We start from the raw sequence: 21,279 nt of genomic DNA, 5'->3' as shown, positions 1-21,279 counted from the left end.
TATATAATCCAAATACAAAACCTGCCTAAGGCAGGTTTTGTTTATTTTTGATAAATTGTTTAACATCAATTATTTATGAAACTACGTAGGGTCGTGTTTGATCTAATAGTCTATGAATCCATGCATGAACTGGAAAAGGAGGACCAAGTTTTAATGCATGCAGCAGTGAAGGCCAGGAACAATGCCTATTCCCCTTATTCAAAATTTAAGGTTGGGGCCGCGGTATTATTGGATAACGATGAAATTATAATTGGCAATAATCAAGAAAATGCCTCCTATCCTTCTGGTCTGTGCGCAGAAAGAGTGGCCTTATTTTACGCTTCCGCAAAATTTCCCGGTATTGGTATCAAAACCATTGCCATCAGTGCCACCTCCAAAAATTTTGTGGTGGATAGGCCTGCCGCCCCTTGTGGTAATTGTAGGCAATCCATTTCGGAATATGAAATAAGGCAATCGAGGCCTATTGCAATAATCATGTCCGGGGAAACGGGAGAGATTTTAAAATGTACTTCCGTTTCGGACATTCTTCCCTTGGCCTTTAATGGTACCTTCCTGGGTTAGTGCAAGAAGAAGTAGGCAGTAGCAGTTTACAGTCGGCAAAAAAAGTGTATTTCACTGTGCACTGCTAAATTGTCTATCGGTTAATGCCAAGGAATTCCATTCCTTTCCAAAACCCCTGTCTTTGTTGGCCAGACAGGCCTGTCTTTTTCGGTGGGCAGGTATGTAATTTGATTGTTTGGTAGTTTTATTTTAAGTTCTGACCAATTCCTTAACTGTTCCCTATTTTGTTTTATACCATCGCTTTATGGGAAGCTTTTGATTTAATTTTTTTTCCTATTGATTTATATATGTATTTTTGTTTTCCGTTTTTGCATTGAACTTGTTTCCGAGCAAAGCGAATTACTACATAAATTATCAATTAATGGAAAAAATAACCAAAGAGGTCTACCTAAAATGGTATGAGGACATGTTATTCTGGAGAAAGTTTGAAGATAAACTGGCTGCCGTCTATATTCAACAAAAAGTTCGTGGATTTTTACATCTTTACAATGGTCAGGAAGCTGTTCTTGCAGGGGCATTGCATGCAATGGACCTCACCAAGGATAGAATGATAACTGCGTATAGGAATCACGTTCAGCCAATAGGTATGGGAGTTGACCCCAGAAAGGTTATGGCGGAACTGTACGGTAAGGTTACGGGAACCTCCAAAGGCATGGGGGGATCTATGCATATTTTTTCCAAAGAACATCGTTTTTATGGTGGCCATGGTATAGTTGGTGGCCAGATCCCATTGGGTGCCGGATTGGCCTTTGCCGATAAGTACTTTAAAAGGGATGCCGTTACCCTTTGTTATATGGGAGATGGGGCGGTAAGACAAGGATCGCTCCATGAAAGTTTTAACTTGGCAATGCTTTGGCAATTACCGGTCGTCTTTGTATGCGAGAACAATGGGTATGCCATGGGAACTTCGGTAGCAAGAACTTCGCATTCAACAGAAATTTGGAAACTGGGATTGGGATATGAAATGCCCTGTGGGCCGGTAGATGGGATGGATCCCGTAACCGTTGCCAAAGAAATGAGCAAGGCCATTGAACGTGCCAGATCGGGAGGCGGTCCTACCTTTTTGGAAATGAAGACGTATAGGTACAGAGGGCACTCCATGTCCGATGCCCAGCATTATAGGACCAAAGAAGAGGTGGAAGAGTACAAGAAGATAGATCCTATAACCCAAGTATTGGCTACGATCAAGGAAAACAAATATGCTAGCGATGCTCAGATAAAGGAGATAGATACCCGGGTTAAAAAGTTGGTTTCGGAATGTGAAAAATTTGCGGAAGAATCGGATTATCCACCTATAAACCAATTATATGATATGGTATACGATCAAGAGGACTACCCATTTGTAAAACATAAAATATAAGTAAATGGCAGAAGTAATAAATATGCCAAGACTTAGCGATACCATGGAAGAGGGGACCGTTGCTAAGTGGCTAAAGCAAGTAGGCGATAAAGTTGAAGAGGGCGATATTTTGGCGGAAATCGAAACCGATAAGGCTACCATGGAATTCGAATCTTTCAATGAAGGAACTTTGTTATATATAGGTATCAAGGAAGGGGATACAGCTCCAGTGGATTCGCTTTTGGCCATAATTGGCGAGAAAGGGGAGGATGTATCCGGATTGATCAACAGTCCGTCTTCAGAAGCCAAGGAAGAAAAACAAACAGAAGCCGTAGACAAGAAGGAAGAGAATAAGGAATCGGAAGATAAGAAGGAAGCACCAAAAGCTACAGGGGCTACAATCCCTGATGGGGTAGAGATAATAAAGATGCCCCGCCTTAGCGATACTATGGAAGAAGGTACCGTGGCAAGCTGGTTGAAAAAAGTGGGGGACGAAGTGGAAGAAGGGGACATTCTTGCAGAAATTGAGACCGATAAGGCCACCATGGAGTTCGAATCCTTTTACTCGGGGACCTTATTGTACGTAGGTATCAATGAAGGGGAAACGGCGGCTGTAGATTCGGTTCTTGCCGTTATAGGACCCAAAGGAACGGATGTTGATGCCGTATTGAATGCGGGATCGGGTTCCTCCTCTGATGAAGAAAGGGCTCCAGAAAAAGCCAAAAAGGCCGAAACCCCCTCCAACAAGGATCAGGAAGTAATATCTGTCACCGCAAATGACGGTCAACGGATTTTTGCATCGCCATTGGCCAAAAAAATAGCCCAGGATAAGGGAATAAATCTTGGGGATGTTAAGGGTAGCGGTGATCAAGGAAGGATTATAAAGAAAGATATCGAGGAATATCAGCCAAAACAGAAAGCTGCTGAGAAAGCAGTTCCTGCCCAGGAAAAAGCCTCCCCACAAGCTGCTGTTACCGCTCCAATTAATTTACCTGTAGGACAGGAGGGGACCGAGGAGGTGAAAAATTCCCAAATGCGCAAGGTTATTGCCAAGCGTTTGGGGGAATCAAAATTTTCAGCACCGCATTACTATTTAACCATAGAGGTCGATATGGATTATGCCAAGGTGTCAAGAGAGCAGATCAATGGCTTGCCGGATACCAAGGTATCCTTTAACGATATGGTGGTAAAAGCTTGTGCAATGGCTTTAAAAAAGCATCCGCAGGTAAATACCACATGGAACAATGAGACTACCAGATACAACCATCATGTCCATATTGGAGTGGCCGTAGCCGTAGATGAGGGCCTTTTGGTTCCTGTATTGAAATTTGCGGATCAAATGACATTGACCCAAATAGGGGCTTCGGTGAAGGATTTGGCCGGGAAGGCAAGAAATAAGAAAATAAGCCCGGCGGAAATGGAGGGTAGTACCTTTACCGTTTCCAATCTGGGAATGTTCGGAATTTCCGAGTTTACTTCCATCATCAACCAGCCCAATTCGGCAATATTGTCCGTAGGGGCCATAGTTGAAAAGCCAGTGGTTAAAAATGGGCAGATCGTGGTGGGCAACACTATGAAGGTAACTTTGGCCTGTGATCACCGTACTGTGGATGGAGCAACTGGAGCCCAATTTTTACAAACGCTTAGGGCCTATTTGGAGAATCCGGTTACCATGTTGGCCTAAATTGAATACGCTTAAGATTTATAGAAAAAGCATCCTGATTTTCAGGATGCTTTTTTAACTTTAAACCCTATCCGGTTCTTGAAGGGGATATATAATGCATTAGTGGTTACTTGGTCATATTTACTTTAAATACAGAATGGATATATAAAATTCAATTCGCTTAAATGACAAATAAAAAAACAATTTATGAAATGAGCCATAACAAATCGTTGATACTTCCCGATAATTATCAGGGCGATATGTTCAATGGCGAATCGCATTTGACCTATTTATAACAATAAAAATGAACAGATGAAAAACATTATTGGTTTTGCCCTAATATCCATTGCCTTAGGTTGCGCTGGCACTAAAATTGATGAGGTAGGTCCGGCAAAAAGTGCCGATGGTTCCGGGGCAATTGTCAAGGATGCCGCCCTAGCTCCGGGAAAAATGGAAGTTTCTTCCGAAGTTTCCCTCTTTTCCACCAGAAAAACAGTGGGGGAAGTAATTTCATATTTGGCTTCCGATAAACTTCATGGACGAGAAACCGGGAGCGAAGGAATAGAAATGGCCGCCGAATATATAGAAACGATTTTTAATAACAATAAAGTGGTGCCCTACTTTAAAAGTTATAGGGATACATTGACCAATTTTGAAAAACCGGCATACAATTTAGTGGGCTTTATTGAGGGTACGGACGCACAATTAAAACACGAATTCGTTATCATTGGTGCCCATTATGACCATATAGGCACTGCAGGGCCTGTGTCCGGTGATACTATTGCCAATGGAGCCAATGATAATGCCTCCGGCACTACCGCTGTTTTGGAGTTTGCCCGTTATTTTGGCAGGTATGGAAACAATAAACGCAGCATTATCTTTGCCCTGTTCAGTGCAGAGGAAAAGGGCCTCTTGGGGTCGAAACACCTGGCCAAAAGGCTAAAGGATCAAAATCTGGATCTCTATGCCATGTTAAATTTTGAAATGGTTGGAGTTCCCTTGATCGGGAAGGATTATTTTATGTATGTTACGGGCTATGAGGAATCTAATTTGGCAGATGTATGCAATTCTTATGCCCAGGACAAATTGGTTGGATTTCTTCCAACGGCAAAGGAATACAATCTATTTAAGAGATCGGATAATTATCCGTTTCATTTGGAGTTCGGGGTACCTTCCCAAACCTTTTGCACCTTCGATTTTACCAACTTTGATCACTACCATAAGGTTGGCGATGAGGTTGCCATAATGGATTTTGAACATTTGGCCTTATTGGTAAATAAGACCGCTCCGGTTTTGCAGGATATTATTAATGCCCCAGAGCGGGAGATAGTATATAAATAATGGCGAATATAGTAATTACGGGAAGTAGTAGGGGAATTGGTTTTGAAATGGCACGGCTATTTGCCGATGACGGACATAAAGTGTTGGCACTTTCCAGAAATAATGCCCCAATTGCTGCATTGAACCATAAAAATATATCCAGTTTTTCATTTGATTTGGCCAATGAAGCCCATTACGGCCATTTGGACGAGTTTATTGGGAATCACTGGAAACAGGTCGATGTTCTTATAAACAATGCGGGTAAATTATTGCACAGACCTTTTTTGGAAACTTCCATGGAAGCCTTTGAAGAGGTTTATAAAGTGAATGTTTTTGGAGTGGCCAATATCACTAAAAGAATAATTCCCTTAATGCCCAAAACTGGTCATGTGGTAACCATTAGTTCTATGGGAGGGGTTCAGGGGAGTATGAAATTTGCCGGATTATCGGCCTATAGTTCCAGTAAGGGGGCTGTGATAACCATGACGGAGTTGTGGGCCGAGGAATTTAAGGAATCGGGTCCGTCATTCAATGTATTGGCCCTCGGAGCCGTACAGACCGAAATGTTGGAGGAAGCCTTTCCTGGCTATAAGGCACCCACCACTGCATTGGAAATGGCTGCATATATCAAGGATTTTGCAATTACTGGCCATAAACTTTACAATGGAAAATTACTACAGGTGTCCAACTCAACACCTTAATTTTAATAGGGGCCATGAAAGATTACAACTGTGTTATTTTCGATTGTGACGGGGTATTGGTAGATAGTGAGGTATTGGGCAATCAGGTTTTTGTGGATATGGCCAATGAACATGGTGCCGGAATCGATATATCCTATGCCATGAAACATTTTAAAGGGGGTTTTTTATACGATAGTATTAGACAGGTAGAGGCCATAATTCAAAAGCGATTGCCTTTGGAATTTGAAAAGGAATATCGAAGAAGGTCCTACGAAATATTTTCGAACCATCTGAAACCGGTAGACGGTATTGAACAGGTCTTGAGTAAATTGACAGTCCCATTTTGTGTCGCATCCAGTGGGCCACAGGAAAAAATTAAAAGGAATTTGGCAACGGCCGGTCTGTCCTCCTTTTTTAAAAATAATATCTTTAGTTGCTATGATATTGGAAAATGGAAGCCAGATCCGGCAATTTACCTGCATGCCTCAAAAACCATGGGTTATTCCCCAAACGAATGCTTGGTCATAGAAGATTCTTTAAAGGGGGCAAAGGCGGCCACTTCCGGTGGATTTGATGTATATGGTTATACGCAGTTAAACGAGGAACCCGATTTTGAAAAGGAAGTTACCAAGACCTTTGGGCAAATGGAAGAACTCATTTCCTTGCTGAAATTATATTAGATATTTTTTTGTTTTTATGTCTTTGCCGGTTTATTGCCAGAAAGGAGATCGGCTATTATTTTGGTTTGGGGGAACTGTTCCAAAATTATCTTGATAAAAACCGTAATCGGTATGGCCATGATCAATCCTGGTACTCCCCAGATATATCCCCATAGCATCAACATGACCAATACGGTTATAATGTTAATGGAAAAAGATTTTCCCATGAATACTGGTTCCAATATCGATCCGAACAAAACCTGTACCCCGGTAATGGACAGGACAAAGAACAAGAGCGTGCTAGATGGTTCCAATTCTACAAATGCAAATAGCGCCAATAACACTACGGAAATAATGGAGCCGACCATTTGGACAAAATTTATGGCAAAGGCGAACAATCCCCAGAAAATAGGAAAGCTTACATCAAAAAAGACACAGGCCAGTCCTATTCCGATTCCTGTAAATAGACTTACCAGAAATTTGACCTTTATAAATGTAATAAGATCTTTTTCAACCTTTACAAAAGTTTTAACCGAGGTATGCCTTTGTTTTAGAATGGTATTGTTCATCAATTTTTGAACGTTTATGGATTCTGCCAACCATAGCACAACAAAAAATACGGTCATTAATATCATGGTAACGGTATTGCCGATAAAATCCAAGGTAGTCCCAAAGTTCTTCATCATACTTTCTTTGGGAATAAAATTGTTAATAATGTTTTCCTCCTTGGAATAGGGTATTCCAAGATAATCTTCCATACCCAATAATAGGGCTTCCAATTTGGTCTCCGCTTTTTGGAAAAAGGCGTTGTCCGCGGAAAGTATTTCCTTACTGGTAAGCTGTATAAGTTCTCCACCAATTTTTAATGCGCCAATGAAAATGAGAATAACAATAACAATACTTATAGGTTTGGACACTTTCTTTTTATTGAGCCAACGCATAATAGGAAGGAACAATAAGGCTATGAACATAGAGAAAATAAGAGGAATAAAGATAAAGGACAGCAGTTTGAGCAGGTAGAATACTAAGGGGACTACTATAATAAGCAATAACTTATTGGTGGTTCTTAACTCGTTCATAATTATAGTAATTATTTATTTTTTACTATGTACGCAGGGAAAGCAAAGTTAGTGGAAAGAAATTGACTTTAATCGTTAATAAAAATGTAAATATTCTTGCGCAAACATTATTTTCTGTTGGCCTAAGAGACTGTCCAAATTTTGTTTTTGGAATATGTTATAGTGTATTCCTGCCTGCCGGCAGGCAGGTTTTTGTCAGACGAAGGTATTTTGAGGTTCATAGCCATAGCTACGGACCGAAAAATAGCTGATGTATAGAGGGAAAAGACAGGGCCGAGCGTAAAGAAAATGTCTGGTAGACATTTTTAACGAAGGAGCCAGCCGGCGCATAGATAAAAACCAAAGGAGTCTCTAAAGGTTATTTCGATAAAATTGCTTCATAAGGGAAAAAGGAATCTTAAAATTTCTAATTTTGTCACTATGCAGGACACTTTGGAAAAGTATCTTCCTGAAAGGGCGGTAAGTTTAAGTATGGCACTTATTAAGGAAAACGGAGTACACCTTAAGATTGTTAATCAACGGGTTACCCGTCATGGAGATTATAGGAGGATGCCCAACGGATCCCATCAGATTACAGTGAACGCAACCTTGAACAAATATCGATTCCTGATTACTTTGGTCCATGAAATAGCACATTTGGTTGCTTTTGAAAAATATGGACATAGAATAAAGCCACACGGACCCGAATGGAAAAGAACGTTTCAATATTTGATGTTGCCATTTTTAAGGCCGGAGGTTTTTCCATCCAATCTTTTACCTATTTTGGCCAGACATTTTAGAAATCCAAAGGCCAGTAGTGATACGGACGCCGGCCTATCCTTGGCCCTAAAACAATTTGATGTACAGGAAAGTGAAAAATCCTATATTTTTGAATTGGCTCATGGCAGTGTTTTCAGGATATATAATGGTAAATTGTTTCAGAAAAGGAATAAAAGGGTAAAGCGATATGAATGTGTGGAAATAGCTACCGGAAGGGTCTATCTTTTCCAGCCCAATGCCGAAGTGGAATTAATAAATGATTAATGGACAATTCTATGAATAAAAATTATTATGCCGTTATAATGGCAGGTGGAGTGGGGTCCAGATTTTGGCCAATCAGCACCACTGCCTTTCCCAAGCAGTTTCATGATATGTTGGGTACAGGGGATACCTTGATACAGAAGACTTTTAAGAGATTGATGAAGTTTATACCGGTCCAAAATATTTTGATCTTGACCAATGAAAGATATAACGAACTGGTCCTGGAACAATTGCCGGAGGTAAAACAAGAACAAGTAGTCTTGGAACCGGCCATGCGCAATACCGCTCCATGTATTTTGTATGCGGCCTTAAAAATACAAAAAAAGAATCCTGATGCCCTTATGATTGTTGCCCCCAGTGATCATTGGATAGAGGATGAGGATGCCTTTGCCAAGGATGTTATAAGCTGTTTTGATAAGTGCGAAAAGGAAAGTGTTCTCTGTACCTTGGGAATAAAACCTACTTTTCCCAATACGGGCTTCGGATATATAGAATTTGAAAAGAAAGGGGGGGAACGCCTAAAGAATGTTCGGCAGTTTAGGGAGAAACCTGATTATGCGACTGCCAAGGATTTCATAAAACAAGGGAATTTTTTGTGGAACGCCGGGATCTTTATGTGGAGTGTAAAAACCATTGTAGATGCTTTTAAAAAATATCGCCCAGAACAATATAATCTATTTCTTAGTGGATCGGAATACTATAATACCGTTCAGGAAGGGGCATTCATAAATGAAAATTACCCAAAGGCGGAAAATGTTTCCATTGACTATGCTATTTTGGAGCCGTCCAGTAATATTTATGTGCTGCCTGCCACTTTTGATTGGAACGATCTTGGAACCTGGGGTTCTTTGTACGATAAATTGGAAAAGGACGATAATGAAAACGCCTTGGTGAACTGTCAGGTTTTAGCAGAGGATTCCCAAGGAAATATGATTCGTTCCCCAAAAGGTAAAATTATCGTTATAGATGGATTAAAAGACTATATTGTAGTAGACAAGGAGGAGGTTTTGCTCATATATCCCAAATCCAAGGAACAGGATATTAAAAAGGTACTTGCAAAAATTAAGGATAAATTTGGGGATCAACTGGCTTAATTATGGAGAAAAATTTAAATAAGGACCAGGATCAGGAAGTCCCGGAAGGTAACGGACAGGGAATAAAAAGGGATTTCAAGGGCCTTTTAGGTGGTGTAAAGGTGTTTTTGGCCGATTTGTTGGATATACGTCAGAATACAGATCAGCAAGCTACTATAGAATCCATTGTTGCGGATATTCCCTTTAAGGGCCATACTTCCTGGATTTTAATATGCTCTATTTTTATTGCATCGGTTGGTCTTAATGCCAATTCTACGGCGGTTGTCATAGGTGCCATGTTAATTTCGCCTTTAATGGGGCCTATTTTGGGTATTGGACTTTCATTGGCAATCAATGATATAGATACCTTGAGGCGATCGCTCAAGAATTTTGCCGTTATGGTGGCCTTAAGTGTTGTTACGGCTTTTTTATTCTTTTATCTGTTCCCCTTAAGGGATGAATCATCCGAGCTGCTGGCAAGGACCGCACCGGATATTAGGGATGTTCTTATTGCCTTTTTTGGAGGATTGGCATTAGTGATTGCCCGTGCCAAGAGAGGGACCATTGCCAGTGTTATTTATGGGGTGGCCATTGCAACTGCCTTGATGCCTCCCTTATGTACGGTTGGTTTTGGCCTGGCCATAGGTAATTTTAGCTATGCCACCGGTGCCATGTACCTCTTTACCATAAATACTATCTTTATTGCGCTGGCTACGTTTTTGGTTATAAAATTATTGCGTTTTCCAATGGTGCGCTATGCCAATTCGCAACGAAGAAGGTTTATTGCCCGAATGGCATCCATTGTAGCTATTCTGGTCATGATTCCTGCCGGATTTACTTTTTATGATGTGTTTCAGGAGTCCTTGTTTAAAAAGGAGGCCAAGCAATTTGTGGTCAATAATATTGTGCCCTATGAACTACCGGGAGAGGGCCGGTATTTGGACAATTTGACGGATATACAATACAATCATGGGGAGAATGGTTTTATTGAATTGGTGTTTATGGGGAACGAACCCATACCGGACAATGTTGTGGCTACATGGAATACGCAAAAGAATTCCTTTTCCAAGCTTAAAAATGTAGAACTAAAAATAGTACAGGGATCCAAAAACGAAGAATTGGATCAAATGAGGTATGTCAGTGAACTCTATGAATCCAAAAAGGCGGAATTGTTGAGCAAGGAACAGCAGATCCAGGTTTTAAAGGAGGAGGTTGGAAAAATGAGCAAGATTGTTGAACTGCAGATTCCTTTTCAGGAAATTAGCGCGGAAGCCAAGACCAATTATGAGAATTTGACCAGTCTGGGGTTTTCCTATACCATAACAACGGATTTTAATAAATTGGACACCGTTCCAGTGTTCAATGTGCAATGGAAAAAGGGATTACCTGCCCAGCAAATAAAAACCGATTCCCAAAAACTTACGGATTGGTTGCGCCTAAGATTAAAAAACGCCAAGATTCAGGTGAGGGAAGAACAGCCTTAATTGCGTTCCTCTATATACATTTGCCGCACCTTTTTAAATAATTCCGAGGAATAGACAAAATCGGTTACGGCTTCGTTTTCCGTTTTAAAAATTTCCTTATTGCTACCTTCCCATTCCTTGAGGCCATTTTTAAGGAAAATTATCTTCTCGCCAATTTCCATTACGGAATTCATGTCATGTGTATTGATTACCGTTGTAATATCGTATTCTTTGGTAATTTCATGGATAAGGTTGTCTATAAGGATAGCTGTTTTTGGATCCAGCCCCGAATTGGGTTCGTCACAAAACAAGTATTTCGGTTTCATTACAATAGCTCTGGCAATGGCAACCCGCTTTTGCATTCCTCCTGAAATTTCCGATGGAAATTTATTATGGGCATCCACCAGGTTTACACGTTTTAGTACAAAATCTACCCTATCCTGCATTTCCGACTTCGATTGTTTGGTGAACATGTCCAAGGGAAACATAACGTTGCCCTGCACGGTCATGGAATCGAACAGGGCGCTGCCCTGGAATACCATTCCCATTTCCTGTCTTAAGTCGCGTTGTTCACTTGCCGATAGTTCGGAATAGATTTTTCCATTATAGCTAATAGTACCTTCATCCGGTGCAAAGAGACCCAAAAGACATTTTAAGAATACCGTTTTTCCGGAACCGCTCTGTCCTATTATAAGGTTGGTCTTGCCCTTTTCAAAATTGGAACTAATGCCTTTTAAAACATGGCTCTCCCCAAAGGATTTATGTATGTTGTCCACTTCTATCATTAGCCCAGTAGTAATTGTGTTAAGATATAATTCACAATGATGATCACAACACTTGTCCAAACAAATGCGGTGGTGCTGGCCTTTCCAACTTCCAATGCCCCTCCCTTCATGTAGAATCCGTGAAATGAGGGTATTGTGGCAATAATCAATGCAAACACTATCGATTTTATAAAGGAATAGGTAACGTGAAAGGGAATAAAGTCCAATTGCAAGCCCTCCACGAAGTCTGCACTGGAACTGAACCCTCCAAAAACACCGGCTGTCCATCCTCCAAAAATACCTACATACATAGCTATCGCAATCACAAAGGGGTATAACAACATCGCTACTATTTTCGGAAAAACCAGATAGTTCAAAGAATTTACTCCCATGATCTCCAAGGCATCAATCTGTTCAGTTACCCTCATGGTGCCAATGCTGGACGTGATATAGGAACCCACTTTACCGGCCATGATTATAGAGGTGAAGGTAGGGGCAAATTCAAGTATTACGGATTGCCTGGTGGCAAACCCAATAAGATTTCTGGGGATCAGTGGATTGGTAATGTTCAGGGCGGTCTGTATGGCAACTACACCCCCTATAAAAAAGGAAATGAAAATAATGATTCCCATGGAACCATAGACCAGTTCGTCTATTTCCTTTAATATAAGGGTTTTCATAATGGACCATTTGGTGGGTTTTTTAAAAACCTCCTTGATCATTATAAAATAACTGCCTATTGATGCTATGTAACTCATTCAATATAAAATATTGCTTAGGAATGTAAAAATAACAATATTAAGAATCATTTAACTTCCAATTAAGATTTAAAGGTTTTATTTCTATATTTTTGTTTTGTTAAAATAAAAAGAATGCAAAATAAGAGTGTGCTGCTATTGTTTTTGATGCTGTTGGTAGGATTTAATCCGATTAAGACTAATGCGCAGCGAAAATCCAAAAAAGATAAGCTTGGGGACAAATCAAGTACCGAGATGGTAATTGGTGAGCATATTGTAACCACCCCTAAACTAGTGGTCGGGATTGTGGTAGATCAAATGCGGTATGATTATCTGACCCGTTTTTGGGACCAATATGGCGATGGTGGATTTAAGCGTTTGGTGAACGATGGGTTTAATTGTAAAAACAATCATTTTAATTATGCGCCAACGGTTACCGGTGCCGGACATGCCTCCGTGTATACAGGGACCACCCCATCCGTACACGGTATAATCGGCAATGATTGGTATGATAAATACACAGGTGAAAGTGTGTATTGCGCTGGGGATCCTGGTTATAATTCGGTTGGAACGTCTTCCGATGCCGGAAAAATGTCCCCGCACAGGGTACAGTCCACTACGATAACGGACCAAGTTAGGCTGCATACGCAAATGCGCGGCAAAGTAATCGCTGTTGCCATTAAAGATAGAGGTGCCGTTTTGCCCGGAGGCCATGCCGCCAATGCTGCCTATTGGTTTGACGGGGGAGCCGAAGGCAATTGGATAACCAGCTCTTATTATATGGATGCATTGCCCCAATGGGTCATTGAATTTAATGGACAAAAGAGTGTGGATAAATACAAAAAACCTTGGAATACCCTTAAGGACATAAATACTTATATAGAAAGTGGTACCGATAACAATAATTATGAAGGACTCTTTGATGGCCAGTCAACTCCAACCTTTCCTCATGATTTGGTTGGCCTATGGGACAATAATGGCAAATATAGTATCCTAAAAAGTACTCCCTACGGTAATAGTCTAACTACAGATTTTGCTTTGGAGGCTGTGGATAAGGAGTCGCTCGGAACGGATAGTTTTACGGACTTCCTGGCAATAAGTTTCTCAAGTACCGATTATGTGGGACATAAATGGGGGGTGAATTCCAAGGAGGTAGAGGATACCTACCTGCGTTTGGACCAAGATTTGAAACGACTTTTTGAAACCTTGGATAAGAAAGTGGGAACTGGGGAATATACAGTTTTTCTAACTGCAGATCATGCAGCTATCAATGTTCCGGCTTATTTAAGGGATATTAAACTTCCAGGTAGTGTAGTGGGGTCTAAGGAATTGGACGATCGACTTGCAGAATATTTGAAGTATACCTATGGAACTACGGATATTGTAAAGAAAACCTCCAATAATCAATTGTTTTTGGATTATAAGGTAATCAAGAGTTTGGATTTGGAAATAGAAGATGTTGAAGAGGAGTTGGCTTTGGAACTGATTCAATATGATGGCATTTATAAGGTGTTTACGGCCAATCAAATGTGGCAGAATCAATATACCAGTGGAATTCCATATATCGTTCAGAACGGATATAGCCAAAAACGTTCAGGGGATGTGTTGATGGTGTTCGATCCGGGAAGCGGAAATTACGGAGATACCGGTTCTACACATGGTTCGCCATGGAATTACGATACGCATGCACCCTTATTGTTTTATGGCAAGGGCATTAAGAAGGGGAGTACGGTAAACAGGACCGTAATTCCGGACATAGCTCCAACCATAGCTGCCCTAATGGGAATGAACGCCCCTTCAGGAACTACTGGAGATCCTATAGCGGAGGTATTGGAGTAATATAACAAGGTTGTGTAATAGTAAAAGGCTGGCAAAGGCAGGCCTGCCTTTGCCGGAAGGTATGTAGTTTCATTGCTTAGGAGTAGTTTAGTGAAAGATTTTGTCCTTCATTTTTTTCCATCTCAGCTGGCGAATAAATTTACCCTCCATCGGGCTTACCAAATAAGCTGTTTTTTCTTTTCTGGCCGAAAAATATCCATGAAGATTATCTATAAATGCCCTCGGTTTTTTTTGTTTCAAAGCCATCTTTATGGAAGCGATAAGGGTAATTGGAAAGCCATACCTCATGGTAAACATGGCCTTTCCCTGAAGTAATTTGGCTTTTTGGTTATAGGCATTTCCCAAAGGCCGTAAGTGCTTCACCTTTAAGTGGCTATCGGTATGGATATTGAAACCGTAATATTGGGCAAGTAGTTCGTCCACGGTATCCCATCCCATGGCTGTTTTGAGTCCGCCAATTGCCTTAAAACATTTTTTCCGGTAAGCTTTAAAGGCCCCTCGCAGATGGTCTTTGTCCATAGGGTGATTTAATTTCCATTCCCCGTTTTTGTCCTGTTCATAAGCAAATCCACCTGCTATCCCAATTTTGGCATCGGTTGTAAATATCTTGGCCACTTTTTCAAAATAGAAATTGGGAAGAATTATATCGGCATCCAACTTCACTATAAAGTCATAGTTGTCATCCAATTGTTCCAAGCCTTTGTTAAAGGCATTGATAACCTTACTGCCGGGCATATGGGCAGTGGACGATTTTACATTGATTTTTTTGATGTATTTATATTTGGCAGTGAAGCTATCTATTATCTGCTCGGTATTATCCGATGAATTATCATTTACCACCACCACTTTTTTTGGGGGCATGGTTTGCATAACCAAAGATTGCAGGGCATCCGTTAAGAATTGGCCTTCGTTATGTGCAGGAATGATAATATAGTAGTTCAACTTTGAAAATTTATTTGTATTTATGGTCGGACGGGGCGGCTTTCTGCCGGATGTTATTTAACTGCAAAGATTTCAACAGCGTATCACACTAACCGATTGTACTACATTTATGGTGTTTATTTTTACTTACAAGTCATTTAAGAACCAATTTCAGGGCCTTTTTTTCTTATGGCATAAACGATGTAATATCTAGGGGTAAAACTACGGAGCAGGGGTCTTATCCCAATTTTTTGTACGGGGTTGGTCCATTTGGCCCGATCTTTAATTTCCCATCCCGCCTTTTCCAGTAACCAATCGAACTGCCAGTCTTCAAACTCGTGATAGTGCCTGTCCCATGGATCGGTCTTGCTCTTGTAAGCTGATGAAAACCATAATCTTAAGGGGATACTTGCTACCAATTTATCAGGTTTAATGTGGTTAAGGATGTTGAACGGGGCCAAAAGATGTTCAAAGATTTCAAAGGCCGTGACAACTTCTGCCTTAGTGGTCCTGACCGTAGAAAAATCCAGGTCCAGATCCTCACCTTTTGTGTTCTCAACCTGGTATCCATTTTCCATCATAATCTTGGAAAATGGATTTTCTACCCCAAGATCCAATATGGTTTGATCTGTGGAAATGTGCTTTTGTAGAAAATCCAGCGTATGTTTAAAACGTTTGTTCGGGAAACTTCTTTCGTACATCGGCGGTAATCGGGTTATTTGTTTAAATTGTTTTTGGCGGTGTTGTAGGCAAGGGTCCTAAAACCGGAAACATAGAGATTTGAAAAAGTGTTCGGTAGTCCAATCATTATACCTTGTAGACAATGGCGTTTATGTTCATGCCCGCACCAACACTTGCAAATATAACAACATCTCCCTTTTTTATAGATTGATTTTCCATTTTTCCATTTCTTACCATATCAAATAAGGTGGGTATGGTAGCCACGGAACTATTTCCCAATTTCTCTATGCTCATGGGCATAATTCCATCGGGCATCTCCATATTGAAAAGTTTATAGAAACGTTTTACTATGGCCTCGTCCATTTTTTCATTGGCCTGATGAATGAATATTTTTTTTACTTTGGCGATAGGTACCCCGCTTTTGTCCAAACTGTCTTTCATGGCCTGTGGTACATGGGTTACAGCAAATTCATATATTTTTCTGCCATACATTTTTATGTATTTAGTGTGGTCTTGTACGGTTTTGGAATAGGATTTACCGTAGAAGAGAAAAAAGGCTTCCCCATTGGCATAAGTAGCACTGTTGTGCGATAGGATTTGGCCGGCATTTTCCCTAGCTTCAATAATGGTGGCCCCAGCACCATCCGAATAGATCATGGAATCCCGATCATGCTTGTCAACTATCCTGGATAAGGTTTCTGCCCCGATTACAAGACATTTTTTGGCAATCCCACATTTGATAAAGGCATGTGCTTGGATTACTCCTTCGATCCAACCTGGACAACCAAATAGGAGGTCATAGGCAACACATTTGGGATTCTTGATCTGTAATTGGTGTTTTACCCGTGTGGCCAAACTGGGCAAAGTGTCCCCTTGCGATTGGCCAATGGACACATCACCAAAATTGTGGGCAAAAATGATGTAATCCAGTTCCTCCTTGTCGATTTTGGCATCGGCTATGGCCTTTTCCGCCGCGAAAAATCCCAGTTGGGAAGTGTTTAGACCATCCTCTGCATAGCGCCTTTCGCTAATTCCTGTAATGCCTTGGAATTTTTGGATGATCATCTCATTTGGATGCTTAAAGGGGGTGCCATCCTCATTTAAAAAATCATGATTTTTGAAATCCGAATTTTTTGTAATAATGGATGGTAAATAAGAACCAGTGCCAGTAATGCCAATGTTCATAACGATGTGTAAATTTATTGGTATAAATATAGGGTAATTGGATAGGGGTAAAGGATGTCCTTTTAATTTGATATGATGTTCAAGATAATTCCACTTTTGAATTTGCCAATAAAAAAGCCTTTCACTATAAGGTGAAAGGCCCTGAAATGCTTGATTTTCTTGTGCTTTTTAGGCTTCTATATACGCTTCGATGGGAGCGCAGGTGCATATTAAATTACGGTCTCCATATGTATCGTCAACCCGTCTTACACTGGGCCAAAATTTGTTTTCAAAAATATATGGCAAGGGGAAGGCGGCCTGTTGTCTAGTGTAAGGATAATTCCATTGGTCCGTGGTAACCATTTCCAAGGTGTGGGGCGCATTTTTTAGGGCATTGTTGGTATCCTCGACCGATGCGGCATCTATTTCTTTACGAATGGAGAGCATGGCGCTACAAAACCGGTCCAATTCGGCCAAACTTTCACTCTCCGTAGGTTCTATCATGAGTGTGCCCGCTACAGGGAAGGAAACTGTAGGGGCGTGAAACCCATAATCCATTAGTCTTTTTGCAATATCAGTCACTTCTATACCATTTTCCTTAAAGGGCCTGCAGTCAATAATCATTTCGTGGGCAGCCCTTCCCCTTTCCCCGGTATAGAGTACATCGAATTTTCCACTTAACCTATTTTTAATATAGTTCGCATTTAGAATGGCGCTCTTTGTAGACTGGGTCAATCCACTTTCGCCCAACATTTTTATATATCCGTAAGAGATCAAACATACCAACGAACTTCCCCAAGGTGCTGCAGATATGGCCGTAATGGCCTTTTCACCACCTGTTGTAATAACAGGGTTGCCCGGTAAAAATGGCACCAATTGCTCCGCCACGCAAATAGGTCCAACTCCGGGACCGCCGCCGCCGTGGGGAATAGCGAATGTTTTGTGTAGGTTTAAGTGGCAGACATCTGCCCCAATGGTCGCGGGATTGGTCAATCCTACCTGTGCATTCATATTGGCCCCGTCCATATAGACCTGCCCCCCATTGTCATGGATCAATTTTGTAATTTCCTTTATGGAGGATTCAAATACACCGTGGGTAGACGGGTAGGTAACCATTAAGGCAGATAGGTTCTCTTTGTGCAGTTCGGCCTTTTCTGCAAGGTCGGCCACATCTATGTTGCCATTTTCGTCGGTTTTTGTAACCACTACCTTCATACCCGCCATAATTGCGGAAGCGGGGTTGGTACCATGTGCCGAGGCAGGTATTAAGCAAATGTTTCTATGGCCTTCACCTCTTGATAGATGATAGGCCCTAATGACCATCAGGCCTGCAAATTCTCCTTGGGCCCCGGAATTTGGCTGCAAGGACGTTCCTGCAAATCCGGTGATGATATTAAGGTCTTTTTCCAATTCCTTAAGGATGACCTGATAACCTTCGGCCTGGTCGATAGGTACAAAGGGATGGATGTTTCCCCAACGCGCCATACTCAATGGTAACATTTCAGAAGCGGCGTTCAATTTCATGGTACATGAGCCCAGGGAAATCATGGAGTGGTTCAACGCCAAATCCTTTCGCTCCAATTTTTTTATATACCGCATCAATTCGGTTTCGGAGTGGTAGGAATTGAATACGCTATTCTCCAAAAAGGTTGAAGTACGGGCAAGTTTGTCAACAAGAAGGGATGGTGGTAAAAGGCCATTGATCACAATGGATTCTTTTCCCATGGCCTCGGCGAAAATAGTTGTTATTAGCTGTAGATCTTTCAGGGAGGTGGCCTCATTCAATGCAATGGAGATGGTATCGGCATCAACATATAGGAAATTAACCCCATGTTTTTCGGCAATGGGCCTTACTTTGGAGGAATCCGCCTTAATGCTTATAGTGTCAAAATAAGCAGTGTTGGTTTGATAAAAGCCTAATTTTTCAAGGCTGTCCGCTAGGGTAAAGGCAGTGGAATGAACCTTGTTGGCGATATACCTTAGTCCCTTTGGGCCATGATATACGGCGTACATTCCTGCCATTACGGCCAACAGGACCTGGGCAGTACAGATGTTGGAGGTGGCCTTGTCCCGTTTAATATGTTGCTCCCTTGTCTGTAGCGCCATTCTTAAAGCCGGCTTGCCATCGGTGTCCTTGGTAACCCCTATTATTCTGCCGGGGATACTTCTCTTGTATTCTTCCTTTGTGGCAAAAAAGGCAGCATGGGGTCCGCCGTAACCCAGGGGAATGCCAAACCGCTGCGTGGTTCCGACCACCACATCGGCACCAAATTCTCCAGGGGGGGTCAATAATGCCAAACTTAAGATATCTGCAGCAACGGCCACTTTTATGTTCTTCGCAACGGCTTTGGCCACGAAGGGGGCATAATCATGTACCTGGCCATGCTTTCCCGGATATTGCAGCAGCGCGCCAAAAAAATCATCGCCAAAGTCAAAACTTTCATGCTTGCCAACAATCAGTTCTATTTCCAGTGGTATCGATCTTGTTTTTAAAAGCGACAATGTTTGGGGCAATATCTCTTCGGAAACAAAGAATTTTAAAACGTTGTTTTTCTTTTGATCCCTACTGCGTACATCAAAAAGCATGGTCATCGCTTCTGCAGCGGCAGTGCTCTCGTCCAAAAGTGAGGCATTGGCCAATTCCATTCCGGTGAGTTCCGCTATTACGGTCTGGAAATTCAATAGGGCCTCCAAGCGCCCTTGGGCAATTTCTGCTTGATAAGGGGTGTAGGCGGTATACCACCCTGCATTTTCCAGAATATTTCTTTTTATCACAGAAGGAGTTATGCTTTCGTGGTAGCCCAAGCCGATATAGGATTTAAAAACCTTGTTCTTTTCGGACAAAACTTGGATATGGGACAAATACTCGTGCTCGTTCATGGGCGGATCTAAAGCCAAGGGCCTTGCAAGGCGGATATCGTCCGGAATGGTCTCGTTTATCAATTGATCTAAAGAATCGACATTGATACTTTTTAGCATCTGTGGAAGGTCTTCTTCTCTAATGCCGATATGGCGCAAGGCAAATAAGTCTGTCCTCATAAATTCAAGCAATTTTGATCTAAAATATAGGTGAGCAAAAATACTCATTATTTATGTTTATTTTGCAGCTTTTAAGTCCAACTCCTTCAAAGTTTTTAACTAAAATGAGAGGTTATGAACACTGTGTTTATTTTTGATTTATGAACTGGCGCAGCTACTTATTTCATTTTTATTTGGATGCCAGTATACATGTAGCATTTTCGGTTTTTGCATTTATTGAAATTACCTGCATTTTTTTTGGATTGTCCAGGGACAACCATATCTCCTACCTGGCATTTTTTGGAACAATTGCCTGCTACAATTTTGTGAAGTATGGGGTGGAGGCCAAGAAGTATTATTTGGTATCCAATAGGTATCACAAGAACATTCAAGTGTTAAGCTTTATTGCGGGGGCTTTTGCCTTGTACCATTCCTTTTTTGTATCCTTTGAAGCGTGGATCGGGATTGTGGTCTTATCCGTTCTTGCCAGTTTATATGCGGTTCCGTTGTTGCCCAATGCAAAGAACCTTAGGAGTTTGGGAGGGTTCAAAATTTTTATCGTGGCCTTGGTTTGGGCGGGAACAACGGTGGTTTTGCCAGTTGTAGCTGCGGATGCAGTCTTGGATTGGGATGTTGTAGTGGAGTTGGTGCAACGATTTTTAATGGTCCTGATCCTAATGTTGCCATTCGAAATTAGGGATTTGGCTTATGATGATCCCGAACTTAGGACGCTGCCCCAACGGTTTGGTTGCCAAAAAACAAAACTATTGGGTGCTGCCGGCGCGGTACTTTTTTTCTTAATTACTTTTATGAAAGATCAGCTGACGTATTTGGAGGTGATGGGTAAAAGTCTGGTATTTTTGGTGTTAGGAGTATTATTGTTGGTGACCAAGAGAAATCAGTCTTCATTTTTTTCTTCCTTTTGGGTCGAGTCCGTACCCATTTTATGGTGGGCCTGTATTTTGGTAATGGATGCCTTTTTAAATCTTTGATTTTAACTCCGTTTTCATCTTTTCCTTTTCCTCAACCGGAAGTGTCCTGATTTTGGCTTGGGAACAGAGAGTGGTTAGTTCAGTGTTTTTTTTGGAAAAAGTTTTACAGGTTTTGCAAAAAAACAGATGCAGTCTTATCTTTATTTTCTCCAGGAAGGAGGCTTCCTTGTACTGCGCTTTAGTACAGATTATTTCAACGTCCTTACAGCTTTTCATCTGTTGATATTTATTTGTTTTTTAATGGTCAGACCTGCCTTTGCCGGCAGGCAGGTGCAATGCCTTTTTAATCATTTTCGTGCCGATAAT

Annotated in this window: 19 protein-coding genes; 11 read left to right on the top strand and 8 right to left on the bottom strand. The window is 41.3% G+C overall.

Features of this window, described 5'->3' with window-relative positions; all coding sequences use genetic code 11:
• Nucleotides 1-75: 75 nt before the first annotated feature.
• The 6 genes from cdd to D0S24_RS12605 all read left to right on the top strand — a co-directional run bounded on the left by cdd (nucleotide 76) and on the right by D0S24_RS12605 (nucleotide 6,243).
• Nucleotides 76-561 (top strand): cytidine deaminase, encoded by a 486-nt coding sequence (gene cdd / locus D0S24_RS12630; RefSeq protein WP_117020204.1) that lies wholly within the window; start codon nucleotides 76-78, stop codon nucleotides 559-561.
• A 361-nt stretch (nucleotides 562-922) separates the two neighbouring features.
• Nucleotides 923-1,921, top strand: a complete 999-nt coding sequence (gene pdhA, locus D0S24_RS12625; protein WP_117020203.1) for a pyruvate dehydrogenase (acetyl-transferring) E1 component subunit alpha — start codon at nucleotides 923-925, stop codon at nucleotides 1,919-1,921.
• A 4-nt stretch (nucleotides 1,922-1,925) separates the two neighbouring features.
• Nucleotides 1,926-3,584: a pyruvate dehydrogenase complex dihydrolipoamide acetyltransferase gene (locus D0S24_RS12620; RefSeq protein ID WP_117020202.1), complete on the top strand. Its 1,659-nt coding sequence runs from the start codon at nucleotides 1,926-1,928 to the stop codon at nucleotides 3,582-3,584.
• A gap of 291 nt (nucleotides 3,585-3,875) precedes the next feature.
• Nucleotides 3,876-4,904 (top strand): M28 family peptidase, encoded by a 1,029-nt coding sequence (locus D0S24_RS12615; protein ID WP_117020201.1) that lies wholly within the window; start codon nucleotides 3,876-3,878, stop codon nucleotides 4,902-4,904.
• Entirely contained in the window at nucleotides 4,904-5,584 is a 681-nt protein-coding gene (locus D0S24_RS12610; RefSeq protein ID WP_117020200.1) for an SDR family oxidoreductase, read from the top strand. The genes D0S24_RS12615 and D0S24_RS12610 overlap by 1 nt, the downstream gene beginning before the upstream one ends.
• A 14-nt stretch (nucleotides 5,585-5,598) precedes the next feature.
• Nucleotides 5,599-6,243, top strand: a complete 645-nt coding sequence (locus tag D0S24_RS12605; RefSeq protein WP_117020199.1) for an HAD family phosphatase — start codon at nucleotides 5,599-5,601, stop codon at nucleotides 6,241-6,243.
• A 14-nt stretch (nucleotides 6,244-6,257) separates the two neighbouring features.
• On the opposite strand, the gene D0S24_RS12600 is transcribed toward D0S24_RS12605, so the two are convergent.
• Nucleotides 6,258-7,301: an AI-2E family transporter gene (locus D0S24_RS12600; protein ID WP_117020198.1), complete on the bottom strand. Its 1,044-nt coding sequence runs from the start codon at nucleotides 7,299-7,301 to the stop codon at nucleotides 6,258-6,260.
• Between the two features lie 420 nt (nucleotides 7,302-7,721).
• Here D0S24_RS12600 and D0S24_RS12595 point away from each other — a divergent pair, with 420 nt between their 5' ends.
• From D0S24_RS12595 to D0S24_RS12585, 3 genes are read left to right on the top strand one after another with little or no spacing between them, the layout of a single operon-like run.
• Nucleotides 7,722-8,324, top strand: coding sequence for a SprT-like domain-containing protein (locus tag D0S24_RS12595; protein WP_117020197.1), 603 nt, complete (start codon nucleotides 7,722-7,724; stop codon nucleotides 8,322-8,324).
• A gap of 11 nt (nucleotides 8,325-8,335) precedes the next feature.
• Entirely contained in the window at nucleotides 8,336-9,415 is a 1,080-nt protein-coding gene (locus D0S24_RS12590) for a mannose-1-phosphate guanylyltransferase (RefSeq protein WP_117020262.1), read from the top strand.
• Nucleotides 9,416-9,417: 2 nt separating this feature from the next.
• Nucleotides 9,418-10,878: a DUF389 domain-containing protein gene (locus tag D0S24_RS12585; protein ID WP_117020196.1), complete on the top strand. Its 1,461-nt coding sequence runs from the start codon at nucleotides 9,418-9,420 to the stop codon at nucleotides 10,876-10,878.
• Here the strand turns inward: D0S24_RS12585 and D0S24_RS12580 are convergent.
• Together D0S24_RS12580 and D0S24_RS12575 are read right to left on the bottom strand one after the other, a co-directional pair.
• Nucleotides 10,875-11,642 (bottom strand): ABC transporter ATP-binding protein, encoded by a 768-nt coding sequence (locus D0S24_RS12580; RefSeq protein ID WP_117020195.1) that lies wholly within the window; start codon nucleotides 11,640-11,642, stop codon nucleotides 10,875-10,877. The genes D0S24_RS12585 and D0S24_RS12580 overlap by 4 nt on opposite strands.
• The gene (locus tag D0S24_RS12575; protein WP_117020194.1) at nucleotides 11,642-12,379 is read right to left on the bottom strand and encodes an ABC transporter permease; all 738 of its coding nucleotides are present in this window, start codon (nucleotides 12,377-12,379) and stop codon (nucleotides 11,642-11,644) included. Before D0S24_RS12575 ends, D0S24_RS12580 begins: the two co-directional genes overlap by 1 nt.
• Before the next feature lie 114 nt (nucleotides 12,380-12,493).
• Between D0S24_RS12575 and pafA the strand changes: the two genes are divergently transcribed.
• Entirely contained in the window at nucleotides 12,494-14,197 is a 1,704-nt protein-coding gene (pafA, locus tag D0S24_RS12570; RefSeq protein ID WP_220377757.1) for an alkaline phosphatase PafA, read from the top strand.
• An 87-nt stretch (nucleotides 14,198-14,284) separates the two neighbouring features.
• Here the strand turns inward: pafA and D0S24_RS12565 are convergent, their stop codons facing one another.
• The 4 genes from D0S24_RS12565 to gcvP all read right to left on the bottom strand — a co-directional run bounded on the left by D0S24_RS12565 (nucleotide 14,285) and on the right by gcvP (nucleotide 20,002).
• Nucleotides 14,285-15,139 (bottom strand): glycosyltransferase family 2 protein, encoded by an 855-nt coding sequence (locus D0S24_RS12565; RefSeq protein ID WP_117020193.1) that lies wholly within the window; start codon nucleotides 15,137-15,139, stop codon nucleotides 14,285-14,287.
• 137 nt (nucleotides 15,140-15,276) lie between these two features.
• Nucleotides 15,277-15,819 (bottom strand): methyltransferase, encoded by a 543-nt coding sequence (locus D0S24_RS12560; protein ID WP_117020192.1) that lies wholly within the window; start codon nucleotides 15,817-15,819, stop codon nucleotides 15,277-15,279.
• A 106-nt stretch (nucleotides 15,820-15,925) separates the two neighbouring features.
• Entirely contained in the window at nucleotides 15,926-16,984 is a 1,059-nt protein-coding gene (locus D0S24_RS12555; RefSeq protein WP_117020191.1) for a 3-oxoacyl-ACP synthase III family protein, read from the bottom strand.
• Between the two features lie 168 nt (nucleotides 16,985-17,152).
• Complete coding sequence (gene gcvP, locus D0S24_RS12550) at nucleotides 17,153-20,002, bottom strand: aminomethyl-transferring glycine dehydrogenase (RefSeq protein WP_117020190.1); 2,850 nt, start codon at nucleotides 20,000-20,002, stop codon at nucleotides 17,153-17,155.
• A gap of 140 nt (nucleotides 20,003-20,142) precedes the next feature.
• Here gcvP and D0S24_RS12545 point away from each other — a divergent pair, with 140 nt between their 5' ends.
• Nucleotides 20,143-20,973, top strand: a complete 831-nt coding sequence (locus tag D0S24_RS12545) for a hypothetical protein (RefSeq protein ID WP_117020189.1) — start codon at nucleotides 20,143-20,145, stop codon at nucleotides 20,971-20,973.
• Here D0S24_RS12545 and D0S24_RS12540 read toward each other — a convergent pair.
• Nucleotides 20,962-21,189, bottom strand: coding sequence for a hypothetical protein (locus tag D0S24_RS12540; RefSeq protein WP_117020188.1), 228 nt, complete (start codon nucleotides 21,187-21,189; stop codon nucleotides 20,962-20,964). The two genes, D0S24_RS12545 and D0S24_RS12540, sit on opposite strands and share 12 nt — an antisense overlap.
• Between the last annotated feature and the right edge of the window lie 90 nt (nucleotides 21,190-21,279).

Origin of the sequence: Arenibacter sp. P308M17 (assembly GCF_003426735.1) — a bacterium.
Taxonomy (GTDB): Bacteria; Bacteroidota; Bacteroidia; order Flavobacteriales; family Flavobacteriaceae; genus Arenibacter.
This window is presented reverse-complemented; position numbering and strand designations above follow the sequence as displayed.